At 61.7% G+C, this 13,200-nt stretch carries 11 protein-coding genes; 7 read left to right on the forward strand and 4 right to left on the reverse strand.

Annotated features, from left to right (window positions below):
• Positions 1-51: 51 nt before the first annotated feature.
• The 3 genes from AB8B31_RS14455 (at position 52) to AB8B31_RS14465 (ending at position 3,186) form a co-directional block, all read left to right on the forward strand.
• Positions 52-849: a glycoside hydrolase family 25 protein gene (locus AB8B31_RS14455; RefSeq protein WP_018242881.1), complete on the forward strand. Its 798-nt coding sequence runs from the start codon at positions 52-54 to the stop codon at positions 847-849.
• 81 nt (positions 850-930) lie between these two features.
• Positions 931-2,148: a lytic murein transglycosylase gene (locus AB8B31_RS14460; protein ID WP_130652779.1), complete on the forward strand. Its 1,218-nt coding sequence runs from the start codon at positions 931-933 to the stop codon at positions 2,146-2,148.
• 132 nt (positions 2,149-2,280) lie between these two features.
• Positions 2,281-3,186 carry a DMT family transporter gene (locus tag AB8B31_RS14465; RefSeq protein WP_130652780.1) on the forward strand — a complete coding sequence of 302 codons (906 nt, stop codon included), beginning with the start codon at positions 2,281-2,283 and terminating at the stop codon, positions 3,184-3,186.
• A gap of 464 nt (positions 3,187-3,650) precedes the next feature.
• On the opposite strand, the gene metF is transcribed toward AB8B31_RS14465, so the two are convergent.
• The 4 genes from metF to AB8B31_RS14485 form a co-directional block, all read right to left on the reverse strand.
• Complete coding sequence (metF, locus tag AB8B31_RS14470; RefSeq protein WP_018446564.1) at positions 3,651-4,553, reverse strand: methylenetetrahydrofolate reductase [NAD(P)H]; 903 nt, start codon at positions 4,551-4,553, stop codon at positions 3,651-3,653.
• A 1-nt stretch (position 4,554) separates the two neighbouring features.
• Complete coding sequence (locus AB8B31_RS14475) at positions 4,555-5,580, reverse strand: ArsR/SmtB family transcription factor (protein ID WP_112904174.1); 1,026 nt, start codon at positions 5,578-5,580, stop codon at positions 4,555-4,557.
• A 166-nt stretch (positions 5,581-5,746) separates the two neighbouring features.
• Positions 5,747-7,396: an energy-dependent translational throttle protein EttA gene (ettA, locus tag AB8B31_RS14480; protein ID WP_130652781.1), complete on the reverse strand. Its 1,650-nt coding sequence runs from the start codon at positions 7,394-7,396 to the stop codon at positions 5,747-5,749.
• A 98-nt stretch (positions 7,397-7,494) separates the two neighbouring features.
• The gene (locus AB8B31_RS14485; RefSeq protein ID WP_047623414.1) at positions 7,495-8,235 is read right to left on the reverse strand and encodes a ribonuclease T2 family protein; all 741 of its coding nucleotides are present in this window, start codon (positions 8,233-8,235) and stop codon (positions 7,495-7,497) included.
• A 157-nt stretch (positions 8,236-8,392) separates the two neighbouring features.
• Here AB8B31_RS14485 and AB8B31_RS14490 point away from each other — a divergent pair, with 157 nt between their 5' ends.
• The 4 genes from AB8B31_RS14490 to AB8B31_RS14505 are packed head-to-tail and all read left to right on the forward strand — an operon-like array spanning position 8,393 to position 13,197.
• Positions 8,393-9,322, forward strand: a complete 930-nt coding sequence (locus AB8B31_RS14490; protein ID WP_065276113.1) for an alpha/beta fold hydrolase — start codon at positions 8,393-8,395, stop codon at positions 9,320-9,322.
• Between the two features lie 32 nt (positions 9,323-9,354).
• Positions 9,355-10,311 carry a DMT family transporter gene (locus AB8B31_RS14495; protein ID WP_047623487.1) on the forward strand — a complete coding sequence of 319 codons (957 nt, stop codon included), beginning with the start codon at positions 9,355-9,357 and terminating at the stop codon, positions 10,309-10,311.
• 17 nt (positions 10,312-10,328) lie between these two features.
• Positions 10,329-11,531, forward strand: a complete 1,203-nt coding sequence (locus tag AB8B31_RS14500; protein ID WP_130652782.1) for a CaiB/BaiF CoA transferase family protein — start codon at positions 10,329-10,331, stop codon at positions 11,529-11,531.
• 13 nt (positions 11,532-11,544) lie between these two features.
• On the forward strand, positions 11,545-13,197 hold the full coding sequence (locus tag AB8B31_RS14505) for a thiamine pyrophosphate-binding protein (protein WP_047623417.1): 1,653 nt from the start codon (positions 11,545-11,547) through the stop codon (positions 13,195-13,197).
• Positions 13,198-13,200 lie beyond the last annotated feature (3 nt).

A 13,200-nucleotide genomic window follows, 5' to 3' on the forward strand; every position in this document is an offset into this window, starting at 1 on the left:
GAAGGTCAAGTTGTGGGGCAAAAAGATCATTCGAGTTACGACGGGACGCCTATGCGCCGGCTTTTGTTTTGCGTTTTGCCCCTGGCCATCATGCTGGCTGGCTGCACTTCTTCCGGTTATGACTATCTCGAAACGGCATCGATCAAGCCAAAGACGCGCTTCAAGGATACCGATCCGCAGGATTTTGGTCCGAAGCATCCGCAGCAGAACCAGGTCCACGGCATCGATATCTCCAAATGGCAGGGCGATATCGATTGGGCCACGGTAAAGAATTCCGGTGTCGCCTTCGCCTTCATCAAGGCAACCGAAGGCAAGGACAGGGTCGATCCGCGCTTCGACGAATACTGGCGCGAAGCCCGCGCAGCCGGCATCCCGCATGCCCCCTATCATTTCTATTATTTCTGCTCTTCGGCCGATCAGCAGGCAGACTGGTTCATCCGCAACGTGCCGAAGGAGGCCATGCGCCTGCCGCCAGTGCTCGACGTCGAATGGAACGCCGAATCGAAGACCTGTCGCTACCGCCCCGACGCTGAAACGGTGCGCGCCGAAATGCAGCGTTTCATGGACCGGCTGGAGGCCTATTACGGCAAGCGCCCGATCATCTATACCTCGGTCGATTTCCATCGCGACAATCTCGCCGGCTACTTCCAGGATTATCATTTCTGGGTCCGTTCGGTGGCAAAACACCCCGAAGTGACCTATTCCGACCGCCGCTGGGCCTTCTGGCAATATACCTCGACCGGCGTTATTCCCGGCATCAGTGGGCCGACCGATATCAATGTCTTTGCCGGCAGCGCAAAGAACTGGAACAATTGGGTCGCGGCCGTTTCCAAGGATAGAAATTCTTAGTAACGTCTTGCGATGTTTCTTGCTTCCGTCACATTCGTCTGTGAAAGCGACGGCATTCTGTTTGATATAAGGACCACATCCATGCACCGCTCGCTCGCAAGCCGCTCTGCACTCGCCCTTCTGTTTGCCCTCGCCCTCGCAGGCGGCGCGGCCGCCCAGCAGGCGCCAGACGCAGCCCCGGCAGCGCCCTGCGGCGGCGATCTGTCCACCTTCCTCGAAGGCGTCAAGAAAGATGCGGTCGCAGCCGGCGCCAGTGCGGTAGCCGCCGACGAGGCCTTTGCCGGCGCCGAGATCGACCCCAAGGTGCTGAGCCGGGACCGCGCCCAGGGCGTCTTCAAGCAGACCTTCCTCGAATTCTCCCAGCGCACTGTCAGCCAGGCCCGCCTCGACATCGGCCGCCAGAAGATGAAGCAATATGCCGACGTCTTTGCCCGCGCCGAGCAGGAATTCGGCGTCCCCCCGGGCGTCATCACCGCCTTCTGGGCAATGGAAACCGATTTCGGCGCCGTCCAGGGCGATTTCAACACCCGCAATGCCCTGGTGACGCTGTCACACGACTGCCGCCGCCCGGAACTCTTCCGTCCGCAGCTCATCGCCCTCGTCGAGATGGTTCAGCACGGCGACCTCGACCCCGCCACCAATACCGGCGCCTGGGCCGGCGAGATCGGCCAGGTGCAGATGTTGCCGCGCGACATCATTGCCTATGGCATGGACGGCGACGGTGACGGTCATATCCGCCTGAAGCAGAGCGGCCCCGACGCCATTCTGACGGCGGCAAAATTCATCCAGCATCTCGGCTTCGAGCGCGGCCAGCCCTGGCTGCAGGAAGTGACCCTGCCCGATAATCTGCCCTGGGAAAAATCCGGTCTCGGCGGCACGATGAAAGCGGGCGAATGGTTCGCGCTCGGCGTCAAGCCGCGCGACGGCAATACCACCTTCGGTAACCTCGAAGGCGATCTCGTTCTGCCGCAGGGCCGCATGGGACCGGCCTTCATCGCCTATCCCAATTTCAAGATCTATCTCGAATGGAACAAGTCGTTCATCTATACGACTTCGGCCGCCTATTTCGGGACCCGCCTTTCGGGCGCCGAGCCCTATCTCAAGGGCGTGCCGGAACAGGGGCTTGCCAGCGACCAGATGAAGGCGCTGCAGACCAAGCTGCAGTCGCTCGGCCATGATGTCGGCGAGATCGACGGCATCCTCGGCTCCGGCACGCGTGTTGCAATCCAGAAGGAACAGCAGCGCCTCGGCATGCCGGCCGATGGATGGGCAACGCCTGCCCTTCTCAACGCTCTCTGATCTCCGCTGACACTTTACCGCCGCCCGCTTCGCAAGAAACGGGTGGCGCGATCCGCTGCTTGCGCTAAAGCATCAAGCCGAAACCGGTGCCGATTTTCGGCAAAACGAGCAGCTTGCGGTGGAGCAATCGGCATGGACAGCAGAATGAATGCCTGGACCTGGGGTCTGCTGGTCCTGCTCGGCCTGATCTGGGGCGGCTCCTTCTTCTTTGCCCGCATCGCCGTCGAGCATGTGCCGCCGCTGACCCTCGTCTTCTTCAGGCTGCTGCTCGCAGCGCTGGCGCTGCATGTCTATATCGCCGGCCGTTTCGACTTCTATGCGATCCTCAAGGCCCGTTGGCGCGAATTCCTGATCCTCGGGCTCATCAACAATGCCCTGCCGCATGCGCTGATCTTCTTCGGCCAAACCCGCATCGGCGCCGGGCTTGCGGCGATCCTGAATGCGACGACACCGATCTGGACCGTGCTCATCGCCAACTACTTCACCTCAGACGAGAAGCTGTCGCCGGCAAAGATCGCCGGCTGTCTTGTCGGCCTGGTCGGAACGATCGTGCTGATCGGCCCCGGCATGTCGGCCGGTGGCGAAGCCCCCCTCTGGGCGCTGCTTCTTCCCGTACTTGCCGCGATCTCCTATGGCTTTGCCGCCACTTACGGCAAACGCTTCAAGAATGTTCCTGCCCCTGTCACCGCAGCCGGCCAGTTGACCGCCTCCTCGCTGATTGCGCTGCCGCTGTCGCTACTGGCCGATCGTCCCTGGACGCTTACTGCACCGCCGCTCGATGCCTTCCTCGCCATCCTGGCGCTGGCACTGCTGTCGACCGCCTTCGGCTACATCCTCTATTTCAGGATCATGACGTCGGCCGGCGCCACCAACGCCTCGCTCGTCACCCTGCTGGTGCCGCCGAACACCATCCTTCTCGGCGTGCTCTTCCTCGGCGAAAGGCTTGCACTGGGTGAATTCGCCGGCATGGCGCTGATCGGTTTCGGCCTGGTCATTCTCGACGGCCGCGCCTATCGCATGCTGGCAAGGGCCGCCTGAAACCGGTTGCGAATTCCATATGTTTTCAACCGGTTGTGAGCCCGCCATGTTTTAGGCGCATAGATAAATGCTCAATCGCCCGATTTAACGGCATGTTAAATTGTGTGAACAAAAATTTGTCGCGAATTATTGACTTATTTCAAAGGCTTGCAAGAGCGCTATTCGACTTATCCACCGAACCGTTCTGCAGCGCAGCATAAGATCTGCTTCCCAACCGACATATTTCAGACATATTATCGGCCGGTTAACGCGAGGAGACAGACATGGGACTCACGCAATCCTTGAATGTTCTGTTGGTCAGTGCAGCGTTTGCTTTCGTCTTGTCCATGCTCTTCATCTGAGCTGGCCGACGAAAGTGTAATGACTGATAGTGCCTAAACTCCTGAATAGCTGATCAATCCGCCAACGAAAAAGCGCATGTCCCGCCCGACATGCGCTTTTCACTTTTGAACGTCCCGAAAGGATCAGGCGGCTGCGCCCGCACTTTTTGTTTCCCGGCGGGATATGCCGAGATTGTCGAGCACGGCGGAAACCAGCGGCGCACGGTTCATCGTATAGAGATGGAAATCATGGATGCCGCGCCGGACGAGATCCTCGATCTGTTCGGCAGCGACTTCGGCCGCGACCTTCGCCCGCTCCTCAGGCTTGTCGTCGAAGCCCGCAAAGCGCTCGTCGAGAAAGGTAGGGATGATGGTCCCACAGGCCCCGGCGAAGCGCTTCAGCTGCGTCAGGTTCTGGATCGGCATGATGCCGGGCACGACAGGGATCGAGATGCCGGCGCCGCGCACCCGCTCCAAGTAACGCTCGAAATTGTCGTTGTCGAAGAAGAATTGCGTCAGCGCCCGGTCGGCGCCATTGTCGGCCTTGCGCTTCAGCATGTCGATATCGGCCGCCGTATCGCGGCTTTCCGGGTGCTTTTCCGGATAGGCGGAGACCGAAATCTCGAAATCGCCGATTTCCTTGAGGCCGGCCACCAGCTCCGCCGCATTGGCGTAACCGCCGGGATGCGGCTGGTAGGGCGCGCCGGCGCCGCCGGGCGCATCGCCGCGCAGCGCCACGAAATGCGTCACGCCGGCTTTGCGGAACGTGTCGACCACCTGATGCGTCTCTTCCTTGGTCGCACCGACACAGGTGAGATGCGAGGCGGTGGCAAGCGGCGTCTGCGACAGGAACCGCGTGACGGTGGTCAGCGTCGGCGCTTTGGTGGTGCCGCCGGCGCCATAGGTCACCGAGACGAAATCCGGGTCCCAGTCCTGCAGCTGGCTGACGGTATGCCAGAGCTGCCCTTCCATCTCCTCCGATTTAGGCGGGAAGAATTCGAAGGAGACCCTGATGTTGCGGCCGCGCGCTTCGTTTTTCAAAACCATGTCATACCCTCCCGGCAAATGTAGGTTCGGCACCTTCGCTCGCCTGCGAAGCCATGAGGCGCCTCGGATCGCGCGCGAGCCAGACGGTAACCGTCAACCCCTGCTCACTTTGCTGACCCGGATGAAGATCGACGACCTGCTCGACGTCGAGCCCGGTCTTGCGCAGCCAGTCGGACATTGCCTGGTGCGAAAAGCCGAGACGGACATGCGCATGCTCGTCGCGGAGATATTCGAGCGTGTGCGGCGCAAGGTCGATGACCACGAGCCGGCCGCCCGGCCGGAGCATGCGCGCCGCTTCCGCGATCGCAATTTCCGGCTGATCGAAGAAATGCAGCACCTGATGGATCGTCACCAGATCGAAATCCTGTCCCTCGAACGGCAGGTTGAGGATATCGGCATGGCGCACGGTGGCCTTGGTGATGCGGGACTTGTCGAGATTCGCACGCGCCACGCTCAGCATGTCGCGGCTGGCATCGACGCCGGTCGCGCGGCGGTAGAGCCCGGACAAGAGTTCGAGGATGCGGCCGGTGCCGGTGCCGAGATCGAGCAGCGAGTCGATCGGCTGGCTGCCGAGCAGCCGGATGACAGCGGCGTCGACCTCTTCGTCGGCCGCATGCAGGCGGCGAAGCTCGTCCCACTCGGCCGCGTTGCGGCTGAAATAGGCCTGCGCCCGCTCGGCGCGCTGACGCTTGACCTGCGAGAGCCGCTCGCCGTCGCGAAGGATGGTCGGATCGTTCTCGGAAACATGCTTCAGCAGCGCCCGCACCAGCATGGCGGCCTTGCCGTCCTGCTTGAGGCGGAAATAGGCCCAGGCGCCCTCCTGGTAGCGTTCGATCAGTTCGGCCTCGCCGAGCAGCTTCAGGTGACGGGAGATGCGGGGCTGGGATTGGCCGAGAATTTCGGTAAGATCGGTCACCGTAAGGTCGCCGCCGTCAAGAAGCGCCAGAAGACGCAGGCGCGTGGGCTCGCCGGCCGCCTTCAAGACGTCCACCAGCGCATCCAGTCCAAGCTTCAAGGGTTCGCTCATCTTCGATCCAATCAAGATATAAAGATATCTTTATGTGATTTGAAAAGCAGTGGCAAGCGAGAATTCGCTCTCTCCACGAAATTGCCTGCTCAGATTGCGACAGAGCCAGATATGAAAAAGCCCCGGCCGAACCGGGGCTCTCGCAAGCGAAAACAGTTGGAATAAATCAGCGCGTCAGGCGCTTGTGGGCCTGGCTGCCCGGGTTAAGGGCGTCGGGGCCAAGGCGGCGCACCTTGTCCTGTTCATAATCCTCGAAGTTACCTTCGAACCATTCGACATGGCCGTCGCCTTCGAAAGCGAGGATATGCGTCGCCAGACGGTCAAGGAACATGCGATCGTGGCTGATGATGATGGCGCAGCCGGCGAAATTCTCAAGCGCGTTTTCCAGCGCACCCAGCGTTTCCGTATCGAGGTCGTTGGTCGGTTCGTCGAGCAGCAGAACGTTGCCGCCGGCCTTCAGCATCTTGGCAAGGTGAACGCGGTTGCGCTGACCGCCGGAGAGATTGCCGACCTTCTGCTGCTGGTCGCCGCCCTTGAAGTTGAAGGCGCCGCAATAGGCACGGGAGTTCATGTCGAATTTGCCGAGCTTGATGATTTCGGCGCCGCCGGAGATTTCCTCCCAGACCGTCTTGTCAGCCGCAAGCGCGTCACGGCTCTGGTCGACATAACCGAGATGCACGGTCTCGCCGATACGGATCGAACCGCCATCCGGCTTTTCCTGGCCGGTGATCATCTTGAACAGTGTTGTCTTGCCGGCGCCGTTCGGGCCGATGATGCCGACAATGCCGCCCGGCGGCAGCTTGATCGACAGGTCGTTGATCAGCGTGCGGCCCTCGAAGCCCTTGATGATGCCTTCCATCTCGATGACCACCTGGCCGAGGCGCTCGCTGACCGGGATGATGATCTGCGCGTCGCCGGGACGCTGCTTCTCGGCGGCATCCACCAGTTGCTCGTAGGACTTGATACGGGCCTTGGACTTGGCCTGACGGGCCTTCGGGCTGGAAGCGATCCATTCCTGTTCGCGGCTGATCGCCTTCTGGCGCGACGCGTCTTCGCGGCTTTCCTGCAGCATGCGCTTGGCTTTCGCCTGCAGGTAGGCCGAGTAGTTGCCTTCGTAAGGAATGCCACGACCGCGGTCGAGTTCGAGGATCCATCCGGTGACATTGTCCAGGAAGTAGCGATCGTGGGTGATCATCATCACGGCGCCCGGATAGTCGCGTAGATGCTTTTCGAGCCAGGCGATGGTTTCGGCGTCCAGGTGGTTGGTCGGTTCGTCAAGCAGCAGCAGATCCGGCTGCGAAAGCAGCAGACGGCAGAGCGCGACACGGCGACGCTCACCACCGGAAAGGCTGGTGACTTCGGCGTCGCGCGGCGGGCAACGCAGCGCTTCCATCGCCATCTCGACCTGGCTTTCCAGATCCCAGAGGTTCTGGCTGTCGATGACGTCCTGAAGCTTGGCGCCCTCTTCCGCCGTCTCATCGGAATAGTTCATCATCAATTCGTTGTAACGATCGAGGACAGCGGTCTTCGAGGCAACGCCTTCCATGACGTTCTCGAACACCGTCTTGTTGGGATCGAGATGCGGCTCCTGCTCCAGATAGCCGACCGTCGCACCTTCGGCGAGCCAGGCTTCGCCGGTATACTCCTTGTCCTGGCCCGCGATGATGCGCAGTACGGTGGATTTACCCGCGCCGTTCGGACCGAGGATACCGATCTTGGCATCCGGGTAGAACGAAAGGTGGATATTCTCCAGGATCTTCTTGTTGCCATAGGCCTTGTTGAGGCCGGACATATGATAGATGAACTGACGTGCCATGCTGCGCTGCTCCGGGCGGGAAACTTTGATTGTGCCGCTATGTAGGCGAAACAGCGCCTCCGGGCAACGCCGAAACCCGGTTTACTCAGGATTTCCGGTCAAAAGCCCGCAGCGTCGACGACGCCCTCGTCGCAGCCGAACGACGTTTTTCCAGCACCCTGGATCAGATCGGCAAGCCCGGCACTTTTCGCCGATGCCGCTCCGGCAGCTTCCGAAAGCCCGATCGTCAGCTCGCTGATCATCCTGACATTGCCGGCCCGCCGGCAGCTCATCTTGACACGATCGCCGGCACCCGGTCCAAAGCTCTTGTCGAAAGCCGCCTTGATCGCTTCGGCCTTGACCGGCTTGCCGATATTGGCAGCGAAGAGATCACGCACAGCCGACGCGTTGAGTGCGCCCACGAGATGCACACCGACGCCGAAATAGTCGTCGGCACTCATCTTCGTGCAGGTGCCGTGCTTCACCCATTCATGCCGTTCCAGGCCGGATTGCGTGCCGGGCATCGCCTTGGCAAGCGCCGTCTTCGTCTCCGCTGCAAGCGTGACCTCCGGCAGCTTGTTCCAGTCGCCGTCCTTGTCGGCGGTCTTCTGATCGGCGCTCACACCACAATAATCCTGCCGCATCGGCCAGAGCCCGTGCAACGAGAAGTTCGTCGCGTCAGGGCGCTCGCCGGTCTGGCTGGCGCATTCGGCCTTCTTCTGGTTTGTCTGGCAAAAAGCCGGCTGCCAGCTCGCCGCCAGAATGAAGCGGGTGCGCCCGCCGGCCTCCTGCGCCACGGCGGCGCCGGCAATAACCATCGACACAGCGAACGACAAAGTACGCAACTGCATGCTGCTCATTTCAACCCCCAAAAAGAACAATACAGGAACAAATAAGCATCAAATTCAAACGATCGCAACCCTGAATCGCAACAAGGCTGCAATTTGTTATCGGATAACCAAACGCCGATGTTGCAATTACCCGGCGATCTGGTCTGTTGCCGCCGGGAGGATCCACATGTTTTCTGAAACGCAAAGGCTCGTCGTGCCTGGGGCGTCGCTGGCCTATCACCATGCTAAGGCCGAAGCTGCGGCACGCGGCATCCTGTTGATATCGCATGGCCTGGCCGAACATTCGAAACGATACCGCTCCTTTGCCGAGGCGATGGCGGTGCGCGGCTATCATGTCTATGCCCACGATCATCGCGGCCACGGCGAGACGACGGCAGCCGATGCGCCGATCGGCCGCTTTGCCCGGCGTGGTGGGGTCGAAAGGGTGATTGGCGACGTCATCGCCATGCGCGGCCATGCGGCCTCCTGCCATCCCGGCCTGCCGGTGATCCTCTTCGGCCATTCGATGGGCGGCCTCATCGCCCTCAATGCAGCCGTCACGGCTCCGGCCGACTTCGATGCTGTCGCCGTCTGGAATTCGAATTTCGCCGTTGGCCTTGCCGGCCGCGCCGCCCAGGCGATCCTGCTTGCCGAGCGCATGCTGAAGGGCTCTGACGTGCCGAGCGGCCTGCTGCCGAAGCTCACCTTCGGCACCTGGGGCAAATCCATTGCCGGCCGCCGCACCGAGTTCGATTGGCTGTCGCGTCGTCCTGATGAAGTTGACAAGTATGTCGCCGATCCACTCTGCGGCTTCGACGCCTCAGTCTCTCTCTGGCTCGATCTCTTCGAGTTGACCTTCCGCGCGCCGCAGAAAATCCATCTAGACCGGCTGCCGCGGGATATGCCGATCCATCTGGTCGGCGGTGGAGTGGACCCGGCGACGGAGCGTGGAAAAGCGGTGCTCTGGCTGTCAAAGCATTTGAAAGACCAAGGCTTCTCCCGTATCAGCAGTGAGATATATCAGGACATGCGGCACGAAACACTGAATGAGATCGGCGCGGATGCGGCGATCGCAGCCTTTGGCGAGTGGTGCGACAGGGCCGTCGCAAGATCCTGAGCGACCAATATCCTGAGTACAGGGATTTCATCATGAGCAGCTCCTCCGCCCGCCCCGTTTCGTCCGCCTCCGACGTGACGATGGGGCTTGTGCTGATGGTACTCTCGGTGATGGTCTCGCCGCTCATCGATATTTTTGCCAAGCTTGCGATCACGACCGTGCCATCCGGGGAGATCACCGCCGGCCGTTTCATCGTCCAGGCGCTCTGCATGCTGCCACTCGTGATATGGCGGCGCAGCTTCGCCGATTTTTCCTGGCGACAGAGCCTGTTCCATGCCATCCGCGGCGCGATCATCACCGTCTCGATGATCTCCTTCGTCACGACGCTGAAATATATGGCGGTCGCAGACGCGATCGCGATCTTCTTCGTCGAGCCAATCATGGTGACGATCCTCGGTGGCATCTTCCTGAAGGAGACGATTGGCTGGCGGCGGTATACCGCCTGCGGCGTCGGCTTCTTCGGGGCGATGCTGATCATCCAGCCGAGTTTCGAAGAGGTCGGCTACATCGCGCTTCTGCCTGTCGTCAGCGCGCTCTGCATCGCCATCTTCGTGCTGATGACCCGCGCCCTCTCGCGCAGGGAAGACCCCTGGTCGATGCAGTTCCAGATGAGCATCTGGGGCCTGCTCTTCTGTGTCCTCCTGCTTTTCCTCGGTCAGGGAACCGGCTCCGACCTCTTCGATCCGGTCATGCCGGAAGGCCGCGCCTGGTTCTATGTCGCCGGCGTCGGCGCCATGGCCGCAATCACCGGCATCCTCGGCGTCTACGCCTATCGCGCAGCACCGGCCTCGACGCTGGCGCCGCTGCAATATTTCGAGATCGTCTCGGCGACAATCTTCGCCTGGCTGGTCTTCGGCGACTTTCCGGATGCGGTCAAATGGCTCGGCATTGCCATCATCGTGGCATCAGGCTTCTACATCCTCTGGCGCGAGCGCCGCTTTGCTTCAAAGCCTGTATCCGATACATCTGAGGTGACGCTGGCGCCATAGAAATTGCCGGGAGGAACATGACAGAGACCGTGACGAAAAAACCACCGCTTGCCGGCATCCGGGTGATCGAGCTTGCCCGCGTGCTCGCCGGCCCCTGGGCGGGACAGATGCTCGCCGATCTCGGCGCCGACGTCATCAAGGTCGAAAATCCCGACGGCGGCGACGATACGCGCCAATGGGGACCACCCTTCGTCGAGGGCGCCGACGGCGAGAACCTCTCGGCCGCCTATTACCACGCCGCCAATCGCGGCAAGCGCTCCGTCACTGCCGATCTGAAGAGCGCCGAAGGCCAGGATTTCGTCCGCCGCCTCATCTCCACCGCCGACGTGGTCATCGAGAATTTCAAGCTCGGCGGCCTCGTCAAATACGGGCTCGATTATGACAGCCTACGCAAGGTGAACCCGAAGCTCGTCTATTGCTCGATCACGGGCTTCGGCCAGAACGGCCCTTATGCCAGCCTCCCCGGCTACGATTACATCGTCCAGGGCATGTCCGGCTTCATGTCGATCACCGGTGAACCAGGCGGCCAGCCGATGAAGGCAGGCGTCGCGATCGCCGATATCTTCACCGGCATCTATGCCGTCTCGGCGATCGAAGCCGCCCTGATTCACGCCCTCAAATCAGGCGAAGGCCAGTTGGTCGACATGGCCCTGCTCGATGTGCAATCGGCCGTGCTCGCCAATCAGAACATGAATTATCTGGTTTCCGGCGAGGCACCGACCCGCCTCGGCAACGCCCATCCCAATATCTCGCCCTATGAGGTCGTGCCGACGGCCGACGGTTACCTCATTCTCGCAGTTGGAAACGACGGCCAGTTCCGCCGCCTCTGCACCATCCTCGGCCTGGAGGCCATCGCCGGCGACGAGCGTTTCGCCACCAACAAGGCCCGCGTCGGCAATCGCGGCGAAGTGCGACGCCTCGTCTCCACCGAGACGTTGAAATGGCAGAAGGCGGATCTGCTGAAGGCCTGCGAGGAGAACGCGGTTCCATCAGGCGCCATCAATACGATCGAGGAAATGTTCGCCCATCCGCAGGTGCAGGCCCGCGGCCTGCGCATCGACCTTGCGGATGCCGCCGGCACCGTGATCCCCGGTGTCAGGACGCCTGTGGTGCTGTCGGAGACGCCGCTGCGTTACATCAGGCCGAGCCCGCGTCTTGGCGAACATCAGGCCGAAATTCTGGCGGAACTCGCCGAACTCGAGAGGAAGGCATCGTCATGAAGAAGGCATTGTCATGAAGAAGACGGGCGGAGAACTGATCGTCGAGGCGCTGAAGGCGAATGGCGTCAAGCGTCTCTCCTGCGTGCCCGGCGAGAGTTTCCTCGCCGTGCTCGATGCGTTGCGCGACAGCGATATCGACGTCCTCGTCTGCCGCCAGGAGGGCGGAGCGGCGATGATGGCGGATTGTTGGGGCAGGCTGACCGGCGAACCCGGCATTTGCATGGTGACCCGCGGCCCCGGCGCCACCAACGCCTCCGCCGGCCTGCATATATCAAGGCAGGACTCGATCCCGATGATCTTGTTCATCGGCCAGGTGCAGCGGGAAGCACGCGAGCGCGAGGCCTTCCAGGAGATCGAATTCCGCCGCGCCTTCACCGAATTCGCCAAATGGGTGGGTGAGATCGACGATGCCGCTCGTATTCCCGAATTCGTCACCCGCGCCTTTGCGGTCGCAACCTCCGGCCGGCCCGGCCCTGTCGTGCTGACGCTGCCGGAGGACATGCTGCGCGATGAGGTCGAGGCACCCCGCGCCAGGCATTATGCCAACGTCGAGGCCCATCCCGGCCGCCGCCAGATCGACGATTTCTATCTCCGCTTGCTGAAGGCCGAGCGGCCGATGGTAATCCTGGGCGGCACACGCTGGGATGCCGATGCCGTCGCCGATTTTCAGAGCTTCGCCGAGCGTTTCCAACTGCCCGTCGGCTGCTCCTTCCGTCGGCAGATGTTGTTCGATCATCTCCATCCCTGCTATGCCGGTGATGTCGGCATCGGCATTAATCCGGCATTGGCAAAAGAGATCAAGGAGAGCGACCTGCTGATCCTCCTCGGTAGCCGCATGTCGGAAATGCCGTCCTCGTCCTACACACTGATCGATATCCCCTACCCCCAGCAATCGCTGGTACACATCTATCCCGACCCTTCCGAGCTGGGCCGCGTCTATCGCCCGGATCTTGCCATCTGCGCGGCACCGGCCGATTTCGTCGCCGCGCTCGCCGACCTGGAAGCGCCGGCCGAACCGCACTGGACCGAGCGCACCGCACGCCTGCACCAGGCCTATCTCGCCTGGTCGACGCCGCCATCGACAGGTCCGGGCGCCGTCCATATGGGGCCGATCATGGAATGGCTGGAGGCCAATACCGGACCGCAGACGATCTTCACCAATGGTGCGGGCAACTACGCCACCTGGGTGCACCGCTTCCATCGTTTTCGCCGTTTCAACACCCAAGCCGCCCCCACCTCCGGCTCGATGGGTTACGGCCTGCCGGCGGCGGTGGCCGCCAAGCGGCTGTTTCCCGAGCGCGAAGTCATCTGCTTTGCCGGCGACGGCTGCTTCCTGATGCACGGCCAGGAATTCGCCACCGCCATCCGCTACGGCCTGCCGATCATCGCAGTCGTCGTCAACAACGGCATCTACGGCACGATCCGCATGCATCAGGAGCGCGAGTATCCAGGCCGCGTCAGCAGCACCGATCTGACCAATCCCGACTTCGCAGCCCTTGCCCGCGCCTATGGCGGCCACGGCGAGACGGTGGAAACGACAGCGGAATTCGCCCCCGCCTTCGAGCGGGCACGTGCCAGCGGAAAACCCGCGATCATCGAAATCAAGCTCGATCCCGAGGCGATCACGCCGACGCGGACCCTGACGCAGATTCGCGAGAAATCCTGATTG

The sequence above is a fragment of the Rhizobium sp. 62_C5_N11_2 genome (assembly GCF_051811185.1).
GTDB classification, from domain to species: domain Bacteria; phylum Pseudomonadota; class Alphaproteobacteria; order Rhizobiales; family Rhizobiaceae; genus Rhizobium; species Rhizobium leguminosarum.